Origin of the sequence: Rhizobium sp. Root1220 (assembly GCF_001426265.1) — a bacterium.
Taxonomy (GTDB): domain Bacteria; phylum Pseudomonadota; class Alphaproteobacteria; order Rhizobiales; family Rhizobiaceae; genus Rhizobium.
In genome coordinates, this window is sequence record NZ_LMDG01000005.1 from 125,765 (window position 1) to 148,756 (window position 22,992).

Here is a 22,992-nt window from a genome sequence, read left to right on the forward strand (position 1 = left end):
CGCGGCACATCACTCGGCAGCTTCGCCGAAGGGGATATCGTCCTCGTCATCAGCCGGCGGGGACTCCTTGTCCGCCTCCGCCTGGATGCGAGCCATGATGTCAGGGAGAACCGTGTCGTATTCCTTGCGACCGAGATCGTAGGACTCCAGCCAGTGCCGGTCCTCGGAACTGCCGCCGTCGTATCCCGACACCCGATCGAGCGCGTTCAGGCCGGCGTGGAAGCCCTTGGCCGCTATCATCTGCTCCTGGTCGACACGGTCGGACGTGAGCAAGTCACCCTGCAGCGTGTCAGGGATGAGGCCAAGCCAGATCAGATTTTCCCGCTCGGACCGGAGCTTGTCGACCGGCTTCTGCTGATCTTCCGCAAGGAAGGCCTTGAGGTAGTGGTCGAGCTTGGCGGATGTGAAACCGGCCGCCTTGGCGTTCTGCCGGTTCGACTTCTTCTCTTCGTTCAGGGCGCGGATCTTCGCCGCGATGTCCCTGTCCTTCTGGTGATAGTAGCTGAACTGAACGCGGCGTTCGCGCTCAACCTTGGTGTTATCGCCGACCGCTGCCGTCATTGCCTACCGTCCTTTCGCTTGCCTGATTTTCGCAGCCAAAGCTTCAGCCTCAGCAGCAAGATCCTCAAAAGATCCATCGGAGTTCCTCGTCATCTCGATGTGGATTTCATGCTGAAGGCGCGCGATCTGCTCGTGGCAGAACTCAAGGTACGCGCCCCGTACCCGACCCAAGACAGTCAGCCTGGGGTCCTTCGTCTCCCCCTTCATCAGACGTTCAAAGCTTCTCTCGGACATGCGGCTCCGCTTGGCGCATTCCTCGACAGCCAGGGGTGCATCACCCCAGCCTTTGACGATCATCTGAAAGAGTTTCTTGGCGTAACTCGACGCCCTGTCCGGGGAGTATGCATCTACTAAAGACATCTGCTTTCCCTGCTTTTTTGTTGAACCATTCTGGTTGGATTTCATCCAGTTCATGTCCGCCAGCCCTGCTAAGTTGATCTTCGTCAGGGCATGGCGGGTTAGGTATCGAGTTCAGCCGCCGCCCGACGACTGAACTGACTGAACTGACTGAGACTGCGAATGAACCCGAACGCTGAGATTGGAACCCTGCGCGCTTGGGTGCTGGAAATGAAACTGATGATCGAGAGAAGAGCCCCCAGTGGGGGTAACCCCTTCTTCTTCTCGGCTCGATTTGCCGCTGTCGATGCAAACACCGACGATGCAGAGCACAAAACAGCCGATGACGAGCGCCAGGAAGAACCCGAGGAGAGCCACTACCATTGGTCGCCCCTGTCGGTTCGAACCATAGGGGCAAGAAGCTCGACAGCATCGCGCACCACACGGACCGCGTAGATTGCGAAGAGGGCCGCCGAGAGAATGACAATGCCGGTCATGCAGCCACCTCGGATCTGGAATTGAATAGATGCGGCATATGCCTGCGCGCCCACAAAAAGAGCCCGCCTTGGCCGATTACTCGCCCATCGTGCTTAGTGAGCAGTTCCGCGCACCGGGCCCAAGAATGGCCTTCGGATCGCCAGCGTTCTACGAGGTCACGGCGTTGGGTGAAATCATCGTGACGACTTCTGCCCTTTGCATCGATCCCACTCTTCTTGAGGAACCGGCGAAGTCTCTCGGCTTTGTTGTGATCGGCGTCGACCGCCTGACGGATGCTAGACCCCGTCTCGACCAACTTCGCCAACTGGCTCAACTCCTCGCGCTCCTCTTCGCTCATTCGCGAAGGAACTACGCCGTTGTCGCAGCAGTATTTGTATGCGCTGGTTCGCGAGATATCGAACATCTCGCAGGCTTGACCGAGTGTAAGGTTCTTTCGGATGATCGTGCCGACAACGACCGCCACGAAGTCTGTGTGGCGCTTTCTCTCACTGACACAACCCGCCTTCTCGCAGATCTGGCGAACCCGCTCCCGGGTTACGTTAAACTCTCTCGCGAGATCAGCCTGCGCTTCTCCACCGAGATACCGGCGAGCAATTTCGGCGTTGCGTTCAGTCTTAACATCAGCGCTTCGAGGCCTATGAAAGTTAATGCTGCGCATCCGGGCATACATCGCGGCCGTGTTGTAGGTGATGCCGACTGCGGCAGCGGCCTGAGATACAGTGAGCCCTTCAGAGGCCAGTCTTTGCAGATCAGCTATGAGACGTCTCGTTCGCTCGTGCATCATGCTGCCTTCTCCGGCAGCTGGAGGAACATCTGCAGCTCGATCGTCTTGTCGACCGACTTCCCGGCTTCGATGATGGTCTCCCACCACTCCTGGGGAATCTTGCCGCGCTCCTTCCAACCTTGGACGGTGGACACTGCAACACGCTTTTCCTCGGTGGAAAGAAGGCTCGCGGTCTTAGTTAGTCCGCCGAGCGTCATAATGATGTTTTCCGCAGGGGTTTTCGGTTCCACTTTACGCATCCATTGTTGCTGTCAGTCTTTTCTACGCGCTTCGCGTAAGGCTGTCAACGTGGAAAACGTAAACGTATCTTGCGTAATTACGTCATGAGCCAAGAAACCGATTCTGTGACCACCAAAGTCCGCGCATTGCGGGAACGTGCTGAGCTGTCGATGGACGCCTTTGCACTCGCGATGGGGTATTCCCGCGCATCGAGCATCCAGAGGTACGAAGATCCGGCGCTCTACAAAAAAGAGTTCCTTGCTCCCGAACTGGTGCTCAAGATGATCAAAGCGCTGGTGGGCAAAGGTGAGCCACCGATCACGGCTGCTGAGGTGTGGTTGCTAGCCCGTCCTGAAGTGATCGCCAGTCGCGGCGGCATCATCGAGTCCTACGACCCTGATGCCCATGAAAGCCACGAGGACGACGCCTATACGCGGGAGCACTGGCGCCCGAAGATTGAGGGCGCGATCCCTGAAATCGACGTGAAGCTTGGCGCCGGTCATGGCAGCATCGGCGAAGTGATCAATCTGCCCGTCGGCGGCGGCCATATCTCCGGTCACCGGGTTGTGTCGGAATGGGTCATCCCGAACGGCTATCTGCGGGGAGAAGCGAAAGCGTCACCAGATCACACTATCATCTGTGAAATCGTCGGCGACTCGATGATCTCCACCTACATGCCAGGCGATCGGGTGATTGTTGACCTCTCCCAAAACAAGCTCGTCGACGACACGGTCTATGCGATCAGCGATGGAAATTCAGAGCCGCAGATCAAGCGCCTGCAGCGGGTGCCATTTAGCGATCCGGTCTTGGTCAAGATCATTTCCGACAACCCGCACCTCGAGACCTTCACGGCCGAACTGTCGCGCGTTCAGATCATCGGGCGCATCTGCGGTCATATTGCCCGGAAGTGAAAGGGCGGCATAACCGCCCAAGCTTTTACGACTGCCTAAGAAAACGCTCGTCTCGCGGGCGTATGTCGGCGATGACGATTGCTATCACCACATCATCGAAATGCTCCAGGCTGACAGAGAGCGTCTCGCAGCGCGGGTTCTCCTGAGATAGTCGCAGTCCTCCTTTGCCATCGAATGCACTGCACACCCGGAACAGATCAACACCAGCCCCGATGTTGACGAGGTATATCCCCTCGCCCCGATATGACGTTACCGGCGCCAGAAGGGCATAGTCTCGGCCGCCGCGGAACGTCGGCTCCATTGCGTCACCCATCACCGGATGCACCCGGAACCGAGGCGAAAGAAAATTTTCGGGCGGGATCGTTTCAATGATGGAGCACATTTTCGCCTCTCGTATCTGGTGGCGTCCGAAGATTCCTAAGATCCACACAATTATGAATTGCAAAAATAGGCACAGCGATATTACTCTGCAGTCTCATGTTGAATATTCCCATATTGTTTTGAAGCATTTCTGACATGAGGGCGAAGCTCCTCCCTTTGGCCCCACTCAACCTATCGTAATGAAGCGGGCCATGGCCTTCTATAGGCCCGGGCGTATGGCCACTGGCCAATATTTATTTGGTTAATTGTTATCGCTATGCATTTTCAATGACTGATCAAAGCCCTAGCCGATCTCTCGACAAGATCATCATCCGGTTGCCGGATGGGCTAAAGGAGCGAATCCGCCGGGTTGCAGAGAAGAACGACCGGTCGGTCAATGCCGAGCTGCTGGTCCTGCTTGAGAAGACCTATCCGTCAGAAACGATCATCGACGAGTATGTCCGCGACATTGCAGATCTGGTAAAGTCGTATCCTGACGACCAGCAGAAAGAACTGTGGCGGTCGATCGTCGACAGGATCAAATCATTCAGCCAGGAAACCAGTTAAACCGCTTCGGGTGAGCACATGACCAGTAAGCCAGAGAATCGCTACGATACGCGTAAGAATGGCACCGGCTACTGGACGGTCTACGATATTTTCACGGGCGAGCCTGCCGAAATAAACGGCGCACAGCTAACCCACTGTGAGATGGATGAAGCTGACGATCTGGTTGACCTCCTGAACAAGCAGTACATCGAGCGGAGAAAGGGGCTTACAACGTAGCTCTCGGACATAACCGAGGCATTAGGATGGTCCTGTGGAGACACACCCTTCGACGCCACCTAAGCGGCCAAGCATCCGTGAAGTCGATATAACCAGCAGATAGTTTTGTTATCCCGGACCCTACCGGGCTGTGCTTTGGCATCCTCCCGCCGGTCAAGCGGTGCAAACGGTACTCGCCACTTACTCAAGCTCGCCTCTCGGCGGTCTCCACGTTTGGTTCTGCTGTTACCCGGCGAGCTGCAAACTCGTGATCCGGCGGGCCATCAACCCCGTCTGACTTCGCCTGGTGAGTCTGGCACCAGTACCGCGTTGGGATTGATTTGCCGGAGTGATCGGCGGCGCGGGACAATGCCCTTGAAAAACCGCTGCCTTTGCGCCTCTGAACCACATCATCTTGGCGGGAACCTCCGAGCGGACCCAAGATTTTGCGCTTTTCAGCACCTCTCGGCAGCTTTCGGCTTCCATCAATTATTGTGATGTGCTAAGCCGAATACATCATTGATGCTGCTTTGAGCGCCGGTCGGATCATCCCGCCGGCGCTTTTCTTTTAGCCGCCTTACGCAAACCACGCAAATCATTTTTACGCGCTTCGCGTACGATTTCTCTTGCGTCTTACGTTTTCTGCGTATAACTTCTTCTCATCAGCCCATCACGACTGACCTCCCAAGCGGGACGCGAGAAACGTGATCGGCTCAACGAGAGGGCAAGCAGATGGCATTCAAAACCGAATATCTCTTCGACGAACTGAAGCTGCCGGGTCTCGGCGAGGGCTGCCTGCTCTATGGGCGCGCCACGCTTGAAGACAACGGCGACGGCGATTTCGTCATCAGCTCTATCGTTCTGGACGGCAAGCGCACGCTGCCTATGCCGGTCGACACGGGGAACAGCTTCGAGCAGATGATCTGCCAGCAGATCATTGCGGTCCTCTACGACGACAAGACCTCCGACGGTCGCCACTGCGCTCAGGAATGGGCTGACGAACTGGAGCAGTCGAAGCAGCCGGACCCTGATGCCGCCCGTGACGCTCGTCTTGAGTACGACGTCCACCCGGTGTTCCGCCCGATCTTGGCGGCGATCTCACCGGCTGCTGCGGAGTGATGGCCATGATCCCCGCTAGCGAACTCCGCAACATCATCGCCGCGATGAACTTTATCGAGCGTCACGAGATCGTGGAAGCCGGTTACGACATGCCGGACGGCTCCTGGCAGCATTTTCAGGAGAACCCTGCAGAGAGGTTCCTAAAGTGCAACGACGAGTGCCGTGAAGCGATCATGCGCGTCATCGAAGCTCACACTACGAGGGCTGAGTGATGAGCGAGCGCATCTCCTACCGCGACTACTGGATCTCGTTCAACCCGAAGCCTGTCCCTGCCTCATGTGGAGTTGATTGGGATTGGCACCACGATGACTTCGACGGCGCACCAGACGGCAACGACAATCGCTGCGGATGCTCTGCATCGCTTGAAGCCGCCAAGGCCGACATCGACGAGCAGATCGATGAACTCGACGAAGACGATCTGGCGTCGGCCATGATGCAGCAGCTCTGCAAAGAGCTTGAAGGAGGGGCGTTATGATCTGCCACCTCCGCACCCTCGGCGAATGCGGCTGCGCTCCCGGCACATGCCACCAGCAGCCACGGGCGATCCCGGCCCCTCTTCATCAGTTCTCGGTCGTCGAGATCATCTCGACCTCGATCCTCATCGGCGCCATCGCGACGTTCATCGCCCTCGTTTCCATCCCACGCGCGATCGGCGCGTCTCACGATCAATTCCTCGCACAACAGGAGAGCCGCAATGGCTGAGCAGTCTATCGGCGCACTTGCGTCAAAAATCGTCGGCCCTTGGGCTTGGTGGCAAGCAGCGCTCAAGAACCCTGCAGCCGTCGGAAAGACGCTCCCGGTCCATGAGAACGAGCCACAGCAGGGCTACTACCGCACTCGCTTCAAGGACAGCCCTTGGCAGCCTGTTGCGATCTACTACCCGGAAGGATCGACCGAGCTTGTAGCGTATCGCGCCGGTCGTGAAGTTCGCCCTGACGAGATCTGGACGTTCGCCTGCCGCAACCCTGTTTCCTTTCAGGCGTACAACGATGCGATCGAGGGCAAAGGCTGGCCTGATGACGACAAGGTCGTCGCCGCCCAGGTCCAGCCACCAGAGCCGACGGTCGGCGACAATTCGGGCAATGAGTTGGTCGACGAGGCAGAAGGCCTCAAGGACCAGATCGCCGCGGCCCTCGCCGGCATGGATGCTTATGCCAAGATCGCCGATGACGCGACCGCAGCAAAGGCACTATCGCTGCGCAATCGCCTGAACGAGCTTTCCGGCCAGGCCGATAAGATCCGCGTCAAGCAGAAGGAACCGCATCTCGAAGCGGGCAAGGCTGTCGATACCAAGTGGCAGCCGCTTGTTAAGTCGGCGAAGGCCGGCGCTGACAAGGTGCGCGATGCGATCGGCGATTGGGAGACTGCAAAGCTCCGGGCCGAACGCCAGCGGCAGCAGCAGGTCGAACAGGCGCGCATCGCCGCTGAGAAGGCCGCCCGCGAGCAGGAAGGTGAAGCGGCAGTCATTGACGCGCCGAAGGTCGAAACTGTTGTGGAGACCGCTCCGGCGCCAATCAAGGCAACGTACGGCAAGGCCGCATCGGTTCAGGTCAAGACGGTTCTGAAAGACGTCACCGACTGGCTGGCGCTGGCCACCTACATGATCGACCACCCGACAATGCAGGACACGCTTCGCCAGCTCGCACAGCGTGCGCTCGATGCGGGCCGCACCAACATCCCAGGCATCACCACAGACGAGAAGGCGGCGGTACGATGAACGCTCCCGTGAAAACCAATATCCCGTCGCTGGCCGGTGGCGGCCAGGTCATGGCCATCGTGCCGCAGACGTTCGAAGAGACGTTCCGTATTTCTCGGGCCGTTGTGTCGGCTGGCCTCGCGCCGTCGGCGCTGATCGGGAAGAAAACTGGAGACGACGCCGCCAGCGCTGTTGCTGTCTGCATCATGTCTGGTGCGGAACTCGGTCTGAAGCCAATGGTATCGCTTCGGAGCTTCACGGTCATCAATGGCAAACCCGCGCTCTACGGCGACGGCCTCATCAACGTGGTCAGGCAGTCCGGCAAAGTGAAGCTGTTGGACTTTGGCTACACAAAGTACAGCCGGCGGCTCCTTCGCGCAGCCGGAGTTCTTCCATCGGAGGAAGATGAGAAGGAGTTTCCAGGCTGCACGGAAGAAGCTTTCAAGGCTCTCTCTGAAGATGAGCGGGCCGGCGGGTACTGTGAGGCAGAGCGACTTGATACAGGCGAGAAAAAAACCGTCATCTTTACGGTCTCGGACGCCAAGCGCGCGGGCCTGTATCAGGAAAACTCGACCGTCGACAAATACGTTTGGGAAAATGGCAGCAAGGTCTTCAAGAAGGACCAACCCAACGATGCACCATGGTACCGCTTCTACAAGCGCATGTTTGGATGGCGCGCAGCCGGATTTTGCCTTCGTGAATTGTTCGGCGACGTTCTAGGCGGCATCCGGGACGAGTTCGAAGCGCGCGAGATTTCCGACGCCGACGAGATGCGCGACGTCACGCCTCACACTCCACCAAAGCCACCGGCACCACCGTCTCCTCCTGTTGAAGATGCTGAAGTGACCGACGTCACCGATAGCAGCGATCAGCAAGCCGATGAGCAGGTCGTCGACGGCGCAAGCCAGATCGATGCATCCGAGTTCTTTCAGGAACTCGAGGAAGCGCTTTCCGGCGCAATGGATGACGCGACAATCGAGGAGATCTGGACCGGCCTTGACCCGGAAGGAACGTTCGACGGCGACGACGTCAATCTAGACATCGCCCACAAGATCAAGCAGCGCCGTCTAGCGCAGATCCACCCTTTGAACGGAGGCTGATATGGGTCGCGCGCTCCTCGTCCTGGATACGCCGTCAGATCGGCAGAAAGCCGTCCACTGGATCGGCAAGGCGCCGGTAGGCACTCGCGTCGAGTTCAAGGCATCCAAGCGGACTCTGCCGCAGAACGATATGCTCTGGGCGCTGTTGACTGAGTTCGCCCAGCAGTTCGAGCACATCGGCAAGAAGTACGAGCCGGCACAGTGGAAGGCGATATTCCTCCATGCCTTCGGGCGCGAGATCAGCTTTCTGCCCAGCCTGGACGGCAAGACCTTCTTGCCGATCGAGATGTCGTCTTCCGACCTGTCCAAACAGGAGATGACCGATTTCATCGAGTTCATCCTGAAGGAGGCAGCCGACCGCGGCATCGTCCTTCACAATCCGAAAGAACAAGAATCCGGCTCCCAGTCCTCCCCGGAGCCGGTCGCAGACGAGCAGTCTCCCGCGTCGTCTGCACCGGAGGCTGATGGTGCGCCCTCGCCGTCAGCCTCCAACTCCTTCGAATGGCTGCCAACGGTAGCCAGGATGCTTTGGGCGGCAACTCATGACCGTGGCGACGTCGAAGACAACATCGCCATCCTGAATAATCAGCGGATGGCCTGCAACGTTCTCGACCATACGGGCCCGACGGATGACGAGCGGCTCAAGGCTGGGTCGATCTACCGCGTTTGCAAAGACGTCGTCATGCGGACCACGAAAAAATCAGACGCAATGAAAATCGTAGCCGGCCACGCTGGCATCGAGATTGGAGCTTTGTAGATGAAACAGGCCCTCTCCACCCTCATGGCCCGCAAGGACCGCAACGGCGCGTTTGGCGTAGCAGACGAGCGGATCGAATCGTACCTGATCGAGCGCGGTCTGTGCCGGTACACCCAGCGCCCGCTCATGCTCGTAACCGAGCGCGGCCGGCAGGAGATCGCCAGACATCGACAGCAGTTGCGGAGGGCGTCATGAGCCGTCGTGAGTTCACAAAAGCCGTCTACGCCCAGATCGTAAAGCGCGCCATGCTGGAAAGCGGTGAGATCGCCTGCGAAGGCTGCGGGCTCATCCTCGGCAAGAAGCGCTATCAGGTCGACCACACAATCGCCGACGCACTGCAGGTCGACAAGTCCCGCAAGCTGACGGTCGACGACGGCAAGCTGCTCGGACTCGAGTGCTGCCACAAGCCCAAGACAAAGCAGGACGTGAAGGTCATCGCCAAGGCGAAGCGCGTCGAGGCGAACTATCTGCGGACCAATGCGCAGAGCCGCCCGATCCAATCACCGGGCTTCCCCAAGTCCGAGAAGACCGCTCACCGCTCGACCAAGGCGCAGTTGCCGCCCCGTCAGCTTTACCAGGCGGTCGACTCCCACCCCCACGCCAGCACTGAGACATGCAGGAGGATAGAACGATGAGCGGGAAACACACGCTCGGCCCTTGGAGCTTCCACGGAGACGAAGGTATCTTCTCTGAAAACAAGAGCGTCCTCGTGCCAACATACGAATATGACGAAGGCGTTGGCTTGTTGGTCACGACTTACGACGCCTGCCTGCTCGCCGCAGCTCCTGATCTTTTTGAGGCGCTGAAAGCACTCTCCGCCTCGATCTTCGTTCCTGGTGATGAGCGATCGCCAGAACTGTCGACAGCAATCGAGATGACGGTAGCGGCGCTGGCGAAGGCAGGTGGCGAATGAGCGGACTTTGGTGGCTAGAGCCAGGATGGAAGCAGACGTGCTGCGGCATGTGTGGCCAGAACATCTGGAACAGCGGTGGTGATCCTGATTGGGGGCTTTGCTACCCATGCTTTGAAGCACATCACCAAGAGCAAGACCGGATCAAGGAAGCCGAACAGAACATCACCGAGCAAGGGAGCTATGACGATGACGCCCTACCGTTCTGATTTTGCTCACCTCCACATCATCCCAACTTACAAGGGCGGAGACCCTGCACCCAAGGGCTATCTAGAATGGCACGAATGGGCTCGCGTCCAGCTTCGGGCCGGACTTCGCCAGCAAGAATGCGGGAAATGCTGCAAGTGGAAATTCCCGCAAGAACTCACAGCAGAGAAAATACGGGTGGCGACTAAACGCAGCTTCGCTATCCGACCTGTGTGTTTCGAATGCTTCGTGTCCGGTGAAAGCCGCTCTGTTCTTGGTCTTGAACGCAACTACGCGCAGATGGGGGAAGCGTGACGGCGGTGTCCAACACACCAGAGAAAAGAGGCGACCGCGTTTTCACGCCGGATTGGTGCGCGTCTGACATGGTTGAATTCTTCAGGCCAACTGGCCGGATATTGGAGCCATCAAAGGGCGAAGGCGTTTTCTTGAAATATATCCCCGATTGCTTGTGGTGTGAGATCGATGAGGGTCGTGATTTCTTCGCTTGGAGCGAGCATGTCGATTGGATCATCGGAAATCCACCGTACTCAAAAACCCGAGAGTTTATGCGACATGCGTTCCGATACGCTCAAAACGTCGTTTTCCTCGTTCCCGCCAGAAACATCTTTTCGGGATACGGGACAGTAACGGAGGGCCACCAGTTCGGCGCGATGAAAAATATGCGTTGGTATGGGACAGGCTCGAAATTGGGCTTCCCGATGGGAAACGGCATTGCCGCGATCCATTGGCAGAAGGGCTATGTCGGCCAAACCAATCAGACATTCTATCAACTCGAGAAACCAGGAGAATTGGCCATGATTTCACTGACGCGACACAAGCCGTGTTTAGCCGTAGAGCCAACGGAAGGCGGTGAAGCGTGAGCGAAGAACTAAAGGAAGTAGCCAAGTCTCTTTTGGAGCGCTGGGACGAATTTGAAGCGTCATATGGCAACCAAGAGGAAGCGTATTACAAGCTGGCAAAATATGCCCGTAACGATTGGGAGCGCCTCCGCACTGCCCTCACCACCCCAACGGAAGGCGTGACACCCAATGAACCACCCGCACCCGTCCTAGATGAGGTGGTGAAGCTGCGGGAGGCGCTGGAGGATCTGCTCGCTTTGAACGATAGCCATAGCCCGTTCCTTGGTGAGATCGGCAGAGACCGGATCGACCGCGCATGGGACACAGCCCGCGCCGCTCTACTCGATCGTAAGGAGGGCGGAAGCAAATGAGCGCAGAACTAAACGACGTTGAATGGTGCGTTCTGGATTTGCTGCTGCGCTCCAAGCGCAAGGGCGTCTCTCGCGTCAACCGCATGGAGCTGATGCGAACCGATGCTATTCCCGATGGCGTGAAAATAAAGCTCGTATTCACCGCGCTCCTCATGGCCAACGGGCCGCTCGTTCGGATGCATGGCGAGCATGACTTTTCGATTACGGATGAAGGCGAGAGGGTTTTTCTCGAAAGGTTCGCGAAGCCAACCTCGGTAGCGGACGTGATCATAGCCTTGCCAGATAGATCCGCGGGGGCGATTCAATGAATGCCGGACCTGTGGATAACATACTAAGCCAGATGATCCAGCACGATCAGGCCTTGGAGGAATACCCTTTCCTAAGCGCTCAGATATTGAATCGTTGGCGCCGTGACGGCAAGGTGCGTTTCTTCAAGGGGAAAGAGGGGAAGGTCAGCTATCCGCGTTCGGATCTGAACGATGCCCTGATAAAGGAAATGGAATGCGGCGAGACCGAGGACCAAAGGGACTTTGGGAGTACAAGGACCAGTGGATCGGCACCGAGCCCGGTCGCAACGGCTTCTACCGATACTGGTACGATGACGGAAGCGGACGCGTTAAGAGAAAAGCTTTGGCTGCAATCGATCTCGAAGCGGCCAAAGAAGAACTTATCGCCATCCTCGGCGCACCTATCCCGTCGACCCGCGACCCAAGAGAAGTCTATCTCTTCGACGTCCTGAAGCACTATCAGGATCACTATGCAGAGCCGAAGGGCTACAAGCAGATGGCGGCGGTACGGCGAGCTTCGGAGCTTGTCTACGCCGCCTTTAAATCGTTTATGGGGGCGCCGAAGGTCGCAGACCTCACCCGGCTTAATCAACGCCGTGTGTGGGCCCATATGGCCTCAGAGAGCGGCTTGGGCGCCAAATCCATAATGACCTACATGATTGCAGTTCGCGCCGCTGTGCACTACGCGTCTGTGCCTCAGTTGATCATGATCGCCGAGGAAGAAGTCGAGGTCCAGATGCTCGACGCTCCGATTGCCATCTTCTGTAATCAGGAGGAAATCGCCGAACACATCGGCGGTGAAGTGTCCCGGCCTCGCGAGTTCATCCCGACGTTTCAGGATCTGGGCCGCTGGATAGACGCGATCGAGGAGGAAGACGATTTCCGCTTCGTGATGATCATGCTCAACACGTGCGCTCGAAACGAAGCTATATTCGACCTCCGTCTCTCCAAGCAGGCGAACTACGAGTTCGGGACGCTCGATCTCAATCCAATCGGCAGACGGCAGACGAAGAAGCGCCGGCCAGTTATCCGGATGACGACAAACCTTGCCGCCTGGTTCACGCATTGGGGAGATGACAAGCCGATACGGCAGTATCAGGACACGGTTGAAAAGCGCCTGAACAAGATCGGGAAGCCTACGGTAGATGATGAGGGGGTGACCGATATCGGTCTCGGCATGCCAGAGATGACATGCTACACGCTGCGGCACTTCATGGCGACGAACATGCGCCGTGCATCGTTCCCTGTCTCCAAGGAGCAGCGGTCGAAGTGGCTGGGCCACTCGGTCAACGAAGGATCGAAGACCACAGACTGGTATGAGAAGTTCGATCCGGACTACCTCGAAGAGCCCATGCGTGCTACCGAGGAAATCATCACCAAACTGCAGAAGCACACCAAGCGGAAGCTGTTTGCGCCTAAGACGAAATCAAGCGGCAAGGTGCGGGTGATCGACGGCGGGAAACTGTGAGAGTCGTGTGGGAGTAGAACCGCTTTGTTCCCGCGAAGTTCCGAAATGTTCTCATCCGGTTTTCTCGGGAATATAGGCTTTTTGGAGCCAAGAGTGCGGTTTGGGACCAGAGGGTCGGGAGTTCGAATCTCTCCACTCCGACCACCGCCTTCCCTTACGGGCCAAGGCTTCAAGCAAACGCTTGAATAAATGCCCAAAGTTACCGCCAACGGAATCGCCAACAATAGGTTGGACGCGAATGCGCCGGCGGTAGCAAAGCCGTCGAGATTGATGGCGCATTCCGCAGGAGTCGAACCTGCGCCGTTCGCGTTCGAAGCGCGGCGCTCTTCGACGTGTACAAAGACAAGCTGGCCGCCTTCCAACCTGTAGTCCGCGGCCGCAACGCTATTCGAGTTTCGACGGATTGTCCGTGACCTTTACGTCCATTGCGTTGCCTGGTGACCGTGCACCACTTTCAACGGCAGGATATTTCAAGCGCGTCTAACGGTCATCTAAACGAAGGTTTGCATCCACCACCTCTGCCGCAGGTAAGAAGACTGTCACAGTAGCTCCATTAGCTCCGCTTTCAGCGGTGATCGCCCCCCGATTAGAAACGATCGAGCGGCATATCGCCAGGCCGAGTCCGGGTTGATGACCCGCTTCACTCCCGGGTTGGACGGTACGTCAAGCACCTCGGCTTGCAGCGCAACCTTTCACAGATGTCAGAACGATCATCAAGAGTTCGATCAGCGTCTTCGAGGCAATGAACGATATCCGCAACAACAGGTCGCTGGCACATGACAATCTGAGTTGATTGATCCCGACGAACCGAGATTGATCTTCGATAGCGTGACCGCCATCCTTCGCTACATCAAATCCGTCTTTGGTCGGCAGTTCGAAGACTAGCAGCGGCGACGTAAACGTTGCATCGCCGACTTCTATTTCAAGCTCACTCGGGCTACCACAATTCATGCCGCAATTGGAAAGCGATGGTTGTCGTGCGGCGTGCATGTCCAAAACAAACGCTTCAACTCCCACCACATCCTGGGGTGCTGGCACATTCCGCTTGTCTGCCGTGCCATCGCGGACCGGGCCGATAGAATCGATTTTGCGCCCCTCCCACCATCAAGGCGCGGCGAGACAGATCGATAGCATCGGATTTTGTACGTCCTGTCATGACACGTACTCCTTCTTGCTGACTACTTTACTGGTTCCACGAGCTTCGCATTGCTCGTGACAACGTAAGTTGCGAGCTCAGAGGCCTTGCCATTCCCAACATTTCGCGCCGAGTGTGGAACGCCATCCGGTATGAAGAGGGATTGTCCTGCCTTGAGGGTAACGGCCTCCCTGCCTTCGAGCTTATATTCCAGATGACGTATGCGACCTCCTCGCCTGGGTGCTTGTGGTTTGCCGCGAACGCGCCTGGGTCGAAATCGACGCGAACTTGGACAACATCCTTGTTCGGAACGCTGATTTGGTTCTTTACGAGATCGGTACGACGAATTTCTGGCTCAGCCTGTGCGGGCTGAAGTTGAAAGCGGCGGCCAGAAGAGCCGCAGGAACCATGAACCGAGCACTCATTGGTATTACTCCTTCGTTGATGACAACAGAGGCGATAAAGCCCTGCTTGTCCTTCAAGATGGTGGCCTTTGGTATCGCTTGTGTTTTCCAAACCGGCTATATTGTAACAGATCGTCCGCCCTTCCCCGTTGAATACAATACGATACAAAAAGCCTCGAAAACTGATTGACCGAATGTTGCATATGCATCATATAGACCACACTCGAAATTGCTCAGCGTCCGCTAACGCGAAAGCCAAAAGGAGACCTGAAATGTTGAAATACTCCATGCCGCTCTTCTTCGCGATCGCGGTGAACGCCCCGGCAACCGTTGGAGCCGGCGCGGCGTTCGCAGCCGATAGTACCGAAATCAGTTACATTGATGTCACGCCCGATATCACCCTTCGGCGCATGGTCGCCGGCGTCCCGAACCAGAAAGGCACGATACTTTTCCTGCACGGTTTCCCCGAAACATTACTGGTCTGGAAGCATATCGCCACCGAACTGGCGGAAGACTATGAGGTTCACGCCATAGATTGGCCAGGCTATGGCCTGTCATCGCGTCCCGCGCCGTCAAAATTTTCCTACTCGCCGCGCGCCTACGCCGATATCCTCACAGCTTATATCAACGCTGCCGGCATTGATCGCTCGAAGCTAACGATCTACGCGACCGATATCGGGTCGCTTCCAGCGCTTTTGGCTGCTCTCGAAGACCCAGGCATTGCAGGGAAGATAGTCGTAGGAGACTTTGCGCCCCTTGATCGACCTTCTTACATGTACGAAACACTTCAAAATCTGAAGAACGAACCTAGCGCTACGAAGACGCGTGCATACATGAACCAAACCAGCGCGGAGATTCTGGCGAACGCATATCGGCGCGGTCTTTCTCTCGAGAAACAGTTTGATCTACCGACAGATGTCCTGAGCGACATGGCGGAGGGATGGAGTCATGGTGACATCACGTCCGCAGATGCATTCTATCACTACTATTCCCACTTTACACGAGACCAGACTTACCTCGAGGCACACTTGGACGATCTCAAGACGCCCGTTAAAGTCGTCTGGGGCGAGGACGACTTCTACATCAAGAAGGCCATGGGTGAGGAGTTCGCGCAGCGTATTGGCGCGCCTCTGACCCTCTTGCAAGGCGTCGGCCACTACCCACACCTGCAGACACCGCAAGATACGGTCGCGGAAATCCGCGGGACGAACTAGGGGCCCTCCCGACCGTTAGATCGACTCCCCTTGTCCGGAAAGGCTTTGTGCTATTTGCAGGATCGCTTTCGCACCGTTTTTGCCCACAAGTCGCGTCGCCTTGCGCTGGGCCTCGCGCCAATCGGGACCCGCCGCGTTGAGCAGCTCTTTGCCGGCAGAAGAGATTACAACGGGGCGGCTACGGCCACCCTCCGTCGGAACCTCCTCGATCCAGCCTTCCTTGAGCAGCGGTGCAAGGTTCCTTGTCAACGTCGTTCTATCCTGGAAGTTTGCGCGACCGATTTCAGATCGGCTGGCACCTCCCAGCTTCGCAATGATGATGAGCATGGAGAACTGGGAAGCAGTCAAACCGTGCTTGCGCATCTCCTGATCATAGATGTTTGTGACGACGCGAGAAATGCGCCTTGCCCTGGTCATCAAGCAGCCAGACACGACTTCGGCAACGATTTCTAATTCGGGATCAAATTGCTCATACATCATGCTGCCTCGCAATCACCAGAGAACGACCCACGTAGTGTATATGCAACATTCAGTCAATACTCTGCATGGATGCGGAAACTCTTCAAGGTAGTGACCGTAACGCCGTTGGGTGGAACTCGGTGCCTTGGAGCCACCGGCCGCAAAAAGATGCGGCTTTCAATCAAGACTGAAAGGAAGAAATGAAATGAACGACACAGTAATCAGCAACTCAACCGCTAAACTGGATAAAGTCCGCAGCTTGCCAGGCCATACCACCGTGGGCGCGAATAACTTGGAGGTTGCTTCCGACTTCTATGACAAATTGCTTGCCTTGTTCGGTATCGGGCGTGTCCTGGTTCAACCCGGTCGCGCCATCTACTACGGACACAAGACCCTGGAGTTCGGAATCATCAAACCGTTCGATGGAGAGCTGGCTACCGTCGGAAACGGTGGGATGGTTGCATTCGAGGCGCGCTCCCGCGCTCATGTTAAGGAAGTCCACGCGACGGCCCTAAGGCTTGGCGGTGAGGACGAAGGGGCTCCGGGTCCCCGAGGCGAGAATGGTTCGGACCCCTTTTGCGCCTACTTCCGTGATCCCGAAGGCAACAAATTTCTCGTTTACCGCGCAGGACCTGACGAAAACTAATCTCCAGTCCAGCGGGAGGTGCAGGAACTGCCCCTCCCGGCACGCACCGGCGTTGTAGTGCTACCCACTTTCATCGTAAAATATAGGAAGACCGGAGTATAGATTATGGCATTTCAATCACAAGCTCGTGGTCCACTGTTCGAGCCGCTTTCTTTGCCGTGCGGTTTGAAGTTGAAAAACCGGATTGCGAAGTCAGCCATGTCCGATTCATTGGGGGATGGCACGGGGCATCCGACCACCGCGCAAATGAGATTGTACGAACGTTGGGCCGACGGCGGGATTGCCGTGTCTATAATTGGCGAGGTGCAGCTGACATCAGGTTACGCCGAGAACCCGGGGAATCTGGTACTGAACGACGCATCGGACCTTGATCGGTTTCATCAACTTGCCCGTCACGGTGGCGGAAACGGTACGAGTTTGTGGCTACAACTTGGCCACGCGGGAGCCCTCGCGTACGGACCGACGAGTATCCCCAAAGGACCAAGTCATTTCGACCTGCCCGGGCTGCGTTGCTTGGAAATAACATCTGGGGAGATACGTCAACTACCCTCTCTCTATGCGACGACAGCCCAGCTGGCTCAACAGGCTGGCTTCGGCGGCGTCCAAATCCACGCTGCACATGGCTTTCTTCTCGGCCAGTTTCTTTCGCCTTTATTCAACAGGCGTGTCGACAATTACGGCGGCGACATCGAGAACCGAATGCGGCTGTTGCTGGAAGTAATTGATGCGACCCGTGACGCTGTTGGGTCCAATTTTCCGATCGCGGTGAAGTTAAACTCAACCGACGAGCTTGAAGGCGGGTTCGATGACGAGGAGGCTCTCGACGTGGCAGCGGCGTTGGACCGCACCTCCGTCGACCTTATTGACATCAGTGGCGGGACCTACTTTCCCGGCGCAAAATCAGCCTCCGACAGGTCTGGGCGTGGACCTTACTTCCTCGATTTCGCACGACGTGCCCGTGATGTTACGACCATACCCCTTATGCTGACTGGGGGCTTCAAGACTCGGTCCCAAGCCGAAGATGCGGTGGCAAGCGGTGCAATCGACATCGTAGGTCTGGCGCGTCCTCTCGTCATCGAACCGGCGCTACCCAATCTCTGGCAGGAGAAAGTGAAGTCGGAACCGGTCTTCCCCAGATTTGCGGATAGCCCTGAAGGTGGGGTTACAGCTTGGTACACGATGCGTGTGGCTGACATTGCCGCCGATAGCGAGACGATCGAGTTCGGCGAACTCGAAAAGGCAATCGCAGACTACAAGGATCGAGACACCGCTCGAACGAAAACCTGGATTGCGCATTTTGGAAAGCATGCCACCGGCAACAGCTAAAGCACCAACAATGCCGTCACGCTGCGCCTCGAGCGGCAGACCGTTCCGGCAAGTTGTCACTACGTCCGCCTAGATGCGCTCCATAGTCGCGATGAGCGACGTTGCCATCCGTTTCGCTTGGCGGGCAGGCTCCACCGACCGAGTGATCTGAGCAACGGCCGTCGCCCCCTCCTGAAGGAGATTGATATCGTATGCCAGACGCTGCGGGTCACGGAACCTCGCGGCGTGAGTAAGCTCTTCGAAGTAGGCGAGCGACAGCCGCTTGTGCATCTCCGCGGCGCGAAACACCGGATCGGCAGTGTGCCTATGCTCTCCCGCAGCAGCCATGAAGCCGCAGCCTCGGAACTCCTTGTCTTTGAACCAAAGCTCGAGGAAGTCGAACGTTGCAAGAATACGGCCGACAGGATCGACAGCCCGCGCATCGACAAAATCGCGCAACTCACGGCGATCCGCGTCGTCACGCCGATTCAAGACGGCCACGATCAGGTCCTCCTTTGTTTCGAAGTGCCGGTACAGCGTCGTTTTCGCAACTCCGCTTTCCGTCACTATCAAGTCTATGCCCGTCGCATTGAACCCGTGTTCGTCGAAAAGCCGCTGGGCGGTCTCCAGCAAATGGTCCTTGATTTCTGATCTCCGCATCGTGGCTCCTTGCGAAACTGATCTGTATCTCGAAAACTAGGAGTTCATCGAGCAAAAGGCAACATGCGAGCAATACTGATTGATACAATCGCGATTTCGTGATTCGCTAACGATACCGATCAGTAGTATTTAGTTGTCATTGATACCAGACGGTATCGTTTTTAAAACGCAGGCGAAGGGCCTGCTGATAGCAAATCCGATGGGAGAAGATAAATGGTTGAGATTAGCTACGACTTGAAAGTTCAGCAAACATCAAAGCGCATCCAAACACTTCAGAATTTGGCGCAAGCATATGGTCGACCAGCCACAACAATCGGCATATACATGTCGCTCACCTTGATCTATGCGTGGTTCGGCGGCATGAAGTTCACCGCCTATGAGGCACACGGCCTTGTCGATTTGGTCAGCAACAACCCACTGGTAAGCTGGATGTACTCGATCTTGGGCGTTCGAGGATTTTCAAATTTCCTCGGTGTGCTCGAAATCAGTATCGGGGCGCTCTTAGGTGCTAGACTTCTCAGCCCGATATACTCGCTGATTGGAGGCTTACTGTCCTCTGGCCTGTTTTTCACCACCATCAGCTTCATGATCACAACCCCAGGCGTGGTCGTGCCGGAACTCGGATTCCCAGCTATTTCCGTCGCTCCTGGGCAGTTCCTTCTAAAGGACGTAGGCCTTCTGGCAGTGTCACTCTGGATTGCAATCGATTCCCTTATCGCAGTACGGCCCACAAGGACGTAGAGCCAATAAGCCGACGTTATGATTTCAAGGCGAACACTCTCATTAGGGTGTTCGCCGTTTCATAATTAGGCAACACATGGCATTCTTTCACCGTGATCTTTTTCACTGTCGGCATGGAGGATTGATGGCGTGAGCGCATTGTCCGGCACTGACTTGCGCCTTGATATATGGGCGAATTTTGGATTCATTGAACGCTGAGTTTCATACTCGGGTTCGCGATGAACTTCGGATCGATTTGCACCTTCATTGCCACAACAGAGTTGGTGTCGAAGCGGAGGCCGGCTCGATTTCTGGCTTTGGCCGAATGCGCCGTATGGGCGGCGATCGCGTATCTCGTTCTCGATAAACTGCCGACCCTGCACGACGGATGGGGTCACTGGGCGCACATAGTCGGTGCAGCCATCGTTTTCGGCATCGGCGTATACGTGAATGGTGCCTGCATATTTGGTTCGGTCGGCCACTTCGGTAACGGAGAACTGGAGTTCGGATTCACGTTGCTCGGCATACTCGCGGTCCTGTCGCTCGACACCCTGTTCGGCTTACGCGATGATCCGATGTCAATTAGCGGGCCACCCCCGCTCGCTCTCGAGAGCTTGCTGTTAGCTCTGGCGGCGTTTCTTGTTCTGAGACTAAGTATCTCGTGGAAAGCGGAGAGAAATTATCTGCGTTTGACGGCGGCGATGACCGCCGTGGGTGTGATGTCGGCGGCCTTGTCTGCCTATGCGTCCAGTTTCTCGATCACCACCTCGATTGGATCGCTACTTTCCTTCCCAGTGACGAGTGCACTCATTTTCGTCTGTATGACGACGGGCAGTTTCATTTCTGCCCGAACCCGCGCATCGCTTCTCGCTGAGCTGGCCCACTTGGAGAAGCTTGCTACGCAAAACATTCGGGGCTTTGCTGATGGGCTTCGGAGCGCTCGTGATCCCTGGAGGGAATGACACCCTTTTACTCGTGGGTTTTCCAATGGGAGCATGGCAAGCGTTCACTGCATATTTCATAATTGTTGCCACGCTTGCCGCACTGATCGGCAGGTTCGGTTCACAAGCCAAGCCGTGGTCCTGAACGTCCGAGGCGTCAAGAAACACTCACGTCGGTTCGACCGAAAGAACAATCTTGCCTTTTGGTCTGGGAAGCTGCCCTTCAAGCATGAGATGGGCGTCGCGCGCGCGCTCGAAAGGCAGCGTAACGCCCACGTTGGTCCGGAGTTCGTTGTTTCTTACCAATGCAGATATGCGGCCGAGGCTCTTCGTGGAAACATCTACGAGAAAGAACTTCGCCATTACACCATGCTCTTGCGCGAGCGTTTCGTCGGGCTTGGACACCGCAGAAATCAACGTCCCGCCACGTTTCAGCACGTTAAACGACCTTGTTTGCGTCTCGCCACCCACAAAATCTATGACGGCGTCTAAATCTTGGACCTCGTCCTCGAATCGCGCCCCCGAATAATCGATCACGTGCCCTGCGCCTAGAGAACGGACGCGGCCTATGTCTTCACCAGAGGATGTGCAAAACGAGTTCAGTCCAAATCGTTTTGCGAGCTGAACAGCAAAGGCTCCGACGTTCCCCGCAGCCCCATGGATCAAAACCGTCTGACCTTCCACCAGGCCAGCTTGGTCGAACATCGCTTGCCATGCCGTAACAGCGATAACCGGAAGCGACGCTGCCGTCACATGGTCGATCGAGGGCGGTTTCTTGTCGAGCATTGCGGCGTTGGCAACTGCATATTGCGCGTACCCACCGCAGAACCGCTTGTTGGTCACGCCGTATACTTGATCGCCTACCTGCAGATGATCGACGCCGTCTCCTACGGCGACGATCTGGCCGGATATGTCGGAACCGAGGATCAGAGGGAGCGGCTGGGGAAGAGCGCTGTTGCCGGAGCGAATCCATCCGTCCCACGGTCCGACCCCCGCGGCATGTACCCTGACGACCGCCTCGTTTGCTTCAAGTGGAGGCACCTCCATTCGCTCCAGCGTCATCACATCGGGCGTGCCGAACTCGTAAATGCGCCAGACGTCCCCTGAGAAGCTATCCGATCCGCCTGACATTTGAGTCATCCTCCATTCCAACCGTGCGCGAGGGCATCGTCGTTTCAAGCCTGCGTTGAGGATTCATTTGTCGGAAGAGGTCAGCGGTTCGTCACCAACTTGTACTATAAAGACGGCGAGAAGCGTGGCGGGCTCAGTCGTGCTTGCGTTCTCGCTTACTTTGTGCGCTGATCCGGGGAGCTCGAAGAACTGCTCTCCCGTCTTGTAGACCATCTCGTCTTCGTCGTTCACCTTACTGCGGATCGAGCCTGACAGTACCCTTGCGTAGACGAACGCCGACTTCGCATGTGTGTGTGGATCAGACTTGCCACCTGGCCCATAATTTACCACCAGCGCGACAAGCTTTTTGCCTGCGCTGTTTGGAAGTTCGTGTTCAAAGACGGGGACGACTTCTTCCAGTTCTCCGCCATAGGCCACCAACGCATGGGGCAATTGCATAGCGACAGACGTTGCGATGATGGTCGCGATCTGGAATGCGGACATGTTGTTCCTCCCCGCTCTACACTCCTCAAGGACGATTGCCCTTATCGTCGGCCTCTCCCGAGCTGAGTTGCCTCAAATGATTGGTGGAGCGCGTATCTGTGAAATCAGGATGTCGAAACAGAGCGCCGGGGTCTCCGAGAGGGGCTCCAGCAATGATCACAGTATACTCCAAATTGCCCGCCTCAGCCATCAATTGGTACACGGTCATTGTCGACCACTATGTAGCCTTTAAGCCCAATAGCCTCCTTAACGGGACGATAGGCGTGATGGGCCGTGTAGGTAGACGATCAAGTACACACTCAACAAACAAGCCGAAGCTCGGATTATTCAAGCCGATGTCTTGGTACTCGCACCGAAGCAGCATGGATTACCTGAGCTACCTTCTCAACGAAGCGGGCAGTTGGGACTTTCGCAAGACGACCTTGATAGGAGCGGCGGGCGGTACTCTGTAACTTCTGAGCTGCTCGATTGGTACGGATCGCGTGACAACAAAGGATTTGCGCAATCGTATGACTGGCGCGTCATCGATGCCAAGCGCATCGCTGACCGACATAGCCAAGATGATAGTTCGAAGCCCCGTATTGAGATAACGGCAAGCATCAGCATCAAAGGTAACCGCCCGATTGGCACCGCCTGCCGCATAATGCCTTAATGGCCTAAGACACGTGTTTAACGACGTCGTTAGCGACGTGTCTTATGGGGGGATCGC

General features: G+C 56.6%; 36 protein-coding genes and 1 pseudogene. 25 read left to right on the top strand and 12 right to left on the bottom strand.

The window, feature by feature from the left end; translation table 11 throughout:
• Positions 1 to 9: 9 nt before the first annotated feature.
• From ASC90_RS06410 to ASC90_RS06425, 5 genes are all read right to left on the bottom strand, one after another.
• Entirely contained in the window at positions 10 to 561 is a 552-nt protein-coding gene (locus ASC90_RS06410; protein ID WP_056537021.1) for a hypothetical protein, read from the bottom strand.
• Positions 562 to 564: 3 nt separating this feature from the next.
• Positions 565 to 975 (bottom strand): hypothetical protein, encoded by a 411-nt coding sequence (locus tag ASC90_RS06415; RefSeq protein WP_056537024.1) that lies wholly within the window; start codon positions 973 to 975, stop codon positions 565 to 567.
• Positions 976 to 1,032: 57 nt separating this feature from the next.
• Positions 1,033 to 1,281 carry a hypothetical protein gene (locus ASC90_RS28695; protein ID WP_156392859.1) on the bottom strand — a complete coding sequence of 83 codons (249 nt, stop codon included), beginning with the start codon at positions 1,279 to 1,281 and terminating at the stop codon, positions 1,033 to 1,035.
• Positions 1,282 to 1,390: 109 nt separating this feature from the next.
• The gene (locus tag ASC90_RS06420) at positions 1,391 to 2,179 is read right to left on the bottom strand and encodes a hypothetical protein (RefSeq protein ID WP_056537027.1); all 789 of its coding nucleotides are present in this window, start codon (positions 2,177 to 2,179) and stop codon (positions 1,391 to 1,393) included.
• Positions 2,176 to 2,409, bottom strand: coding sequence for a hypothetical protein (locus ASC90_RS06425; RefSeq protein ID WP_156392860.1), 234 nt, complete (start codon positions 2,407 to 2,409; stop codon positions 2,176 to 2,178). The genes ASC90_RS06420 and ASC90_RS06425 overlap by 4 nt, the downstream gene beginning before the upstream one ends.
• Positions 2,410 to 2,502: 93 nt before the next feature.
• Between ASC90_RS06425 and ASC90_RS06430 the strand changes: the two genes are divergently transcribed.
• Entirely contained in the window at positions 2,503 to 3,309 is an 807-nt protein-coding gene (locus ASC90_RS06430; RefSeq protein ID WP_056537034.1) for a S24 family peptidase, read from the top strand.
• Between the two features lie 25 nt (positions 3,310 to 3,334).
• On the opposite strand, the gene ASC90_RS06435 is transcribed toward ASC90_RS06430, so the two are convergent.
• Complete coding sequence (locus ASC90_RS06435; protein ID WP_056537037.1) at positions 3,335 to 3,691, bottom strand: S24 family peptidase; 357 nt, start codon at positions 3,689 to 3,691, stop codon at positions 3,335 to 3,337.
• Between the two features lie 266 nt (positions 3,692 to 3,957).
• On the opposite strand from ASC90_RS06435, the gene ASC90_RS06440 reads away from it, so the two are divergent.
• The 17 genes from ASC90_RS06440 (at position 3,958) to ASC90_RS06520 (ending at position 13,185) form a co-directional block, all read left to right on the top strand.
• Positions 3,958 to 4,236 (top strand): Arc family DNA-binding protein, encoded by a 279-nt coding sequence (locus tag ASC90_RS06440; RefSeq protein ID WP_056537040.1) that lies wholly within the window; start codon positions 3,958 to 3,960, stop codon positions 4,234 to 4,236.
• Between the two features lie 18 nt (positions 4,237 to 4,254).
• Positions 4,255 to 4,452, top strand: coding sequence for a hypothetical protein (locus ASC90_RS06445; RefSeq protein WP_056537047.1), 198 nt, complete (start codon positions 4,255 to 4,257; stop codon positions 4,450 to 4,452).
• A gap of 711 nt (positions 4,453 to 5,163) precedes the next feature.
• Complete coding sequence (locus ASC90_RS06450) at positions 5,164 to 5,550, top strand: hypothetical protein (protein WP_056537050.1); 387 nt, start codon at positions 5,164 to 5,166, stop codon at positions 5,548 to 5,550.
• Positions 5,551 to 5,555: 5 nt separating this feature from the next.
• Positions 5,556 to 5,762 carry a hypothetical protein gene (locus ASC90_RS06455; protein WP_156392861.1) on the top strand — a complete coding sequence of 69 codons (207 nt, stop codon included), beginning with the start codon at positions 5,556 to 5,558 and terminating at the stop codon, positions 5,760 to 5,762.
• Positions 5,762 to 6,025, top strand: a complete 264-nt coding sequence (locus ASC90_RS06460; protein ID WP_056537056.1) for a hypothetical protein — start codon at positions 5,762 to 5,764, stop codon at positions 6,023 to 6,025. Before ASC90_RS06455 ends, ASC90_RS06460 begins: the two co-directional genes overlap by 1 nt.
• Positions 6,022 to 6,252, top strand: coding sequence for a hypothetical protein (locus tag ASC90_RS06465; RefSeq protein WP_056537060.1), 231 nt, complete (start codon positions 6,022 to 6,024; stop codon positions 6,250 to 6,252). Before ASC90_RS06460 ends, ASC90_RS06465 begins: the two co-directional genes overlap by 4 nt.
• On the top strand, positions 6,245 to 7,267 hold the full coding sequence (locus ASC90_RS06470; protein ID WP_056537063.1) for a hypothetical protein: 1,023 nt from the start codon (positions 6,245 to 6,247) through the stop codon (positions 7,265 to 7,267). The genes ASC90_RS06465 and ASC90_RS06470 overlap by 8 nt, the downstream gene beginning before the upstream one ends.
• Positions 7,264 to 8,346: a hypothetical protein gene (locus tag ASC90_RS06475; RefSeq protein ID WP_244480321.1), complete on the top strand. Its 1,083-nt coding sequence runs from the start codon at positions 7,264 to 7,266 to the stop codon at positions 8,344 to 8,346. The genes ASC90_RS06470 and ASC90_RS06475 overlap by 4 nt, the downstream gene beginning before the upstream one ends.
• Before the next feature lies 1 nt (position 8,347).
• Positions 8,348 to 9,103: a recombination protein NinB gene (locus ASC90_RS27845; protein ID WP_082519833.1), complete on the top strand. Its 756-nt coding sequence runs from the start codon at positions 8,348 to 8,350 to the stop codon at positions 9,101 to 9,103.
• The gene (locus ASC90_RS06485) at positions 9,104 to 9,298 is read left to right on the top strand and encodes a hypothetical protein (RefSeq protein WP_056537066.1); all 195 of its coding nucleotides are present in this window, start codon (positions 9,104 to 9,106) and stop codon (positions 9,296 to 9,298) included.
• Positions 9,295 to 9,738, top strand: coding sequence for a hypothetical protein (locus tag ASC90_RS06490; protein ID WP_056537069.1), 444 nt, complete (start codon positions 9,295 to 9,297; stop codon positions 9,736 to 9,738). The genes ASC90_RS06485 and ASC90_RS06490 overlap by 4 nt, the downstream gene beginning before the upstream one ends.
• Positions 9,735 to 10,016: a hypothetical protein gene (locus ASC90_RS06495; RefSeq protein ID WP_056537072.1), complete on the top strand. Its 282-nt coding sequence runs from the start codon at positions 9,735 to 9,737 to the stop codon at positions 10,014 to 10,016. The genes ASC90_RS06490 and ASC90_RS06495 overlap by 4 nt, the downstream gene beginning before the upstream one ends.
• 75 nt (positions 10,017 to 10,091) lie before the next feature.
• Entirely contained in the window at positions 10,092 to 10,514 is a 423-nt protein-coding gene (locus ASC90_RS06500) for a hypothetical protein (RefSeq protein ID WP_244480322.1), read from the top strand.
• Positions 10,511 to 11,080, top strand: a complete 570-nt coding sequence (locus ASC90_RS06505) for a hypothetical protein (RefSeq protein WP_156392862.1) — start codon at positions 10,511 to 10,513, stop codon at positions 11,078 to 11,080. Before ASC90_RS06500 ends, ASC90_RS06505 begins: the two co-directional genes overlap by 4 nt.
• Positions 11,077 to 11,430, top strand: coding sequence for a hypothetical protein (locus ASC90_RS06510; protein WP_056537078.1), 354 nt, complete (start codon positions 11,077 to 11,079; stop codon positions 11,428 to 11,430). Before ASC90_RS06505 ends, ASC90_RS06510 begins: the two co-directional genes overlap by 4 nt.
• Positions 11,427 to 11,738, top strand: a complete 312-nt coding sequence (locus ASC90_RS06515; RefSeq protein WP_056537081.1) for a hypothetical protein — start codon at positions 11,427 to 11,429, stop codon at positions 11,736 to 11,738. Before ASC90_RS06510 ends, ASC90_RS06515 begins: the two co-directional genes overlap by 4 nt.
• Before the next feature lie 193 nt (positions 11,739 to 11,931).
• Entirely contained in the window at positions 11,932 to 13,185 is a 1,254-nt protein-coding gene (locus ASC90_RS06520; RefSeq protein WP_056537084.1) for a hypothetical protein, read from the top strand.
• 663 nt (positions 13,186 to 13,848) lie between these two features.
• Here the strand turns inward: ASC90_RS06520 and ASC90_RS06525 are convergent.
• A complete protein-coding gene (locus ASC90_RS06525; protein ID WP_156392863.1) occupies positions 13,849 to 14,223 on the bottom strand; it encodes a hypothetical protein in 375 nt (124 codons plus the stop codon).
• Positions 14,224 to 14,363: 140 nt separating this feature from the next.
• A pseudogene (locus ASC90_RS29255) lies at positions 14,364 to 14,686 on the bottom strand (cupin domain-containing protein); the annotation flags it as partial.
• On the opposite strand from ASC90_RS29255, the gene ASC90_RS29685 reads away from it, so the two are divergent.
• Together ASC90_RS29685 and ASC90_RS06530 are read left to right on the top strand one after the other, a co-directional pair.
• Complete coding sequence (locus tag ASC90_RS29685; RefSeq protein WP_162246958.1) at positions 14,609 to 14,914, top strand: hypothetical protein; 306 nt, start codon at positions 14,609 to 14,611, stop codon at positions 14,912 to 14,914. The pseudogene ASC90_RS29255 and the gene ASC90_RS29685 sit on opposite strands and share 78 nt — an antisense overlap.
• Before the next feature lie 82 nt (positions 14,915 to 14,996).
• Positions 14,997 to 15,938: an alpha/beta hydrolase gene (locus ASC90_RS06530; protein WP_056537090.1), complete on the top strand. Its 942-nt coding sequence runs from the start codon at positions 14,997 to 14,999 to the stop codon at positions 15,936 to 15,938.
• A gap of 15 nt (positions 15,939 to 15,953) precedes the next feature.
• Here ASC90_RS06530 and ASC90_RS06535 read toward each other — a convergent pair whose 3' ends face one another.
• Positions 15,954 to 16,355: a MarR family transcriptional regulator gene (locus ASC90_RS06535; protein ID WP_244480323.1), complete on the bottom strand. Its 402-nt coding sequence runs from the start codon at positions 16,353 to 16,355 to the stop codon at positions 15,954 to 15,956.
• Positions 16,356 to 16,602: 247 nt separating this feature from the next.
• Here ASC90_RS06535 and ASC90_RS06540 point away from each other — a divergent pair, with 247 nt between their 5' ends.
• Complete coding sequence (locus ASC90_RS06540; RefSeq protein ID WP_056537096.1) at positions 16,603 to 17,043, top strand: VOC family protein; 441 nt, start codon at positions 16,603 to 16,605, stop codon at positions 17,041 to 17,043.
• A 105-nt stretch (positions 17,044 to 17,148) separates the two neighbouring features.
• Positions 17,149 to 18,369, top strand: a complete 1,221-nt coding sequence (locus ASC90_RS06545; RefSeq protein ID WP_056537099.1) for an NADH:flavin oxidoreductase/NADH oxidase family protein — start codon at positions 17,149 to 17,151, stop codon at positions 18,367 to 18,369.
• A gap of 69 nt (positions 18,370 to 18,438) precedes the next feature.
• Here ASC90_RS06545 and ASC90_RS06550 read toward each other — a convergent pair whose 3' ends face one another.
• On the bottom strand, positions 18,439 to 19,008 hold the full coding sequence (locus tag ASC90_RS06550) for a TetR/AcrR family transcriptional regulator (RefSeq protein WP_056537102.1): 570 nt from the start codon (positions 19,006 to 19,008) through the stop codon (positions 18,439 to 18,441).
• A 213-nt stretch (positions 19,009 to 19,221) separates the two neighbouring features.
• On the opposite strand from ASC90_RS06550, the gene ASC90_RS06555 reads away from it, so the two are divergent.
• The 3 genes from ASC90_RS06555 (at position 19,222) to ASC90_RS29690 (ending at position 20,814) form a co-directional block, all read left to right on the top strand.
• Positions 19,222 to 19,749 (top strand): DUF417 family protein, encoded by a 528-nt coding sequence (locus ASC90_RS06555; protein ID WP_056537106.1) that lies wholly within the window; start codon positions 19,222 to 19,224, stop codon positions 19,747 to 19,749.
• Between the two features lie 218 nt (positions 19,750 to 19,967).
• Complete coding sequence (locus ASC90_RS06560) at positions 19,968 to 20,690, top strand: YeeE/YedE thiosulfate transporter family protein (RefSeq protein ID WP_244480324.1); 723 nt, start codon at positions 19,968 to 19,970, stop codon at positions 20,688 to 20,690.
• Positions 20,647 to 20,814 (top strand): hypothetical protein, encoded by a 168-nt coding sequence (locus ASC90_RS29690; protein WP_244480325.1) that lies wholly within the window; start codon positions 20,647 to 20,649, stop codon positions 20,812 to 20,814. The genes ASC90_RS06560 and ASC90_RS29690 overlap by 44 nt, the downstream gene beginning before the upstream one ends.
• Before the next feature lie 23 nt (positions 20,815 to 20,837).
• On the opposite strand, the gene ASC90_RS06565 is transcribed toward ASC90_RS29690, so the two are convergent.
• Positions 20,838 to 21,809 carry an NADP-dependent oxidoreductase gene (locus ASC90_RS06565; RefSeq protein ID WP_056537109.1) on the bottom strand — a complete coding sequence of 324 codons (972 nt, stop codon included), beginning with the start codon at positions 21,807 to 21,809 and terminating at the stop codon, positions 20,838 to 20,840.
• 54 nt (positions 21,810 to 21,863) lie between these two features.
• Positions 21,864 to 22,283: a cupin domain-containing protein gene (locus tag ASC90_RS06570; protein WP_056537112.1), complete on the bottom strand. Its 420-nt coding sequence runs from the start codon at positions 22,281 to 22,283 to the stop codon at positions 21,864 to 21,866.
• Positions 22,284 to 22,992: the final 709 nt, after the last annotated feature.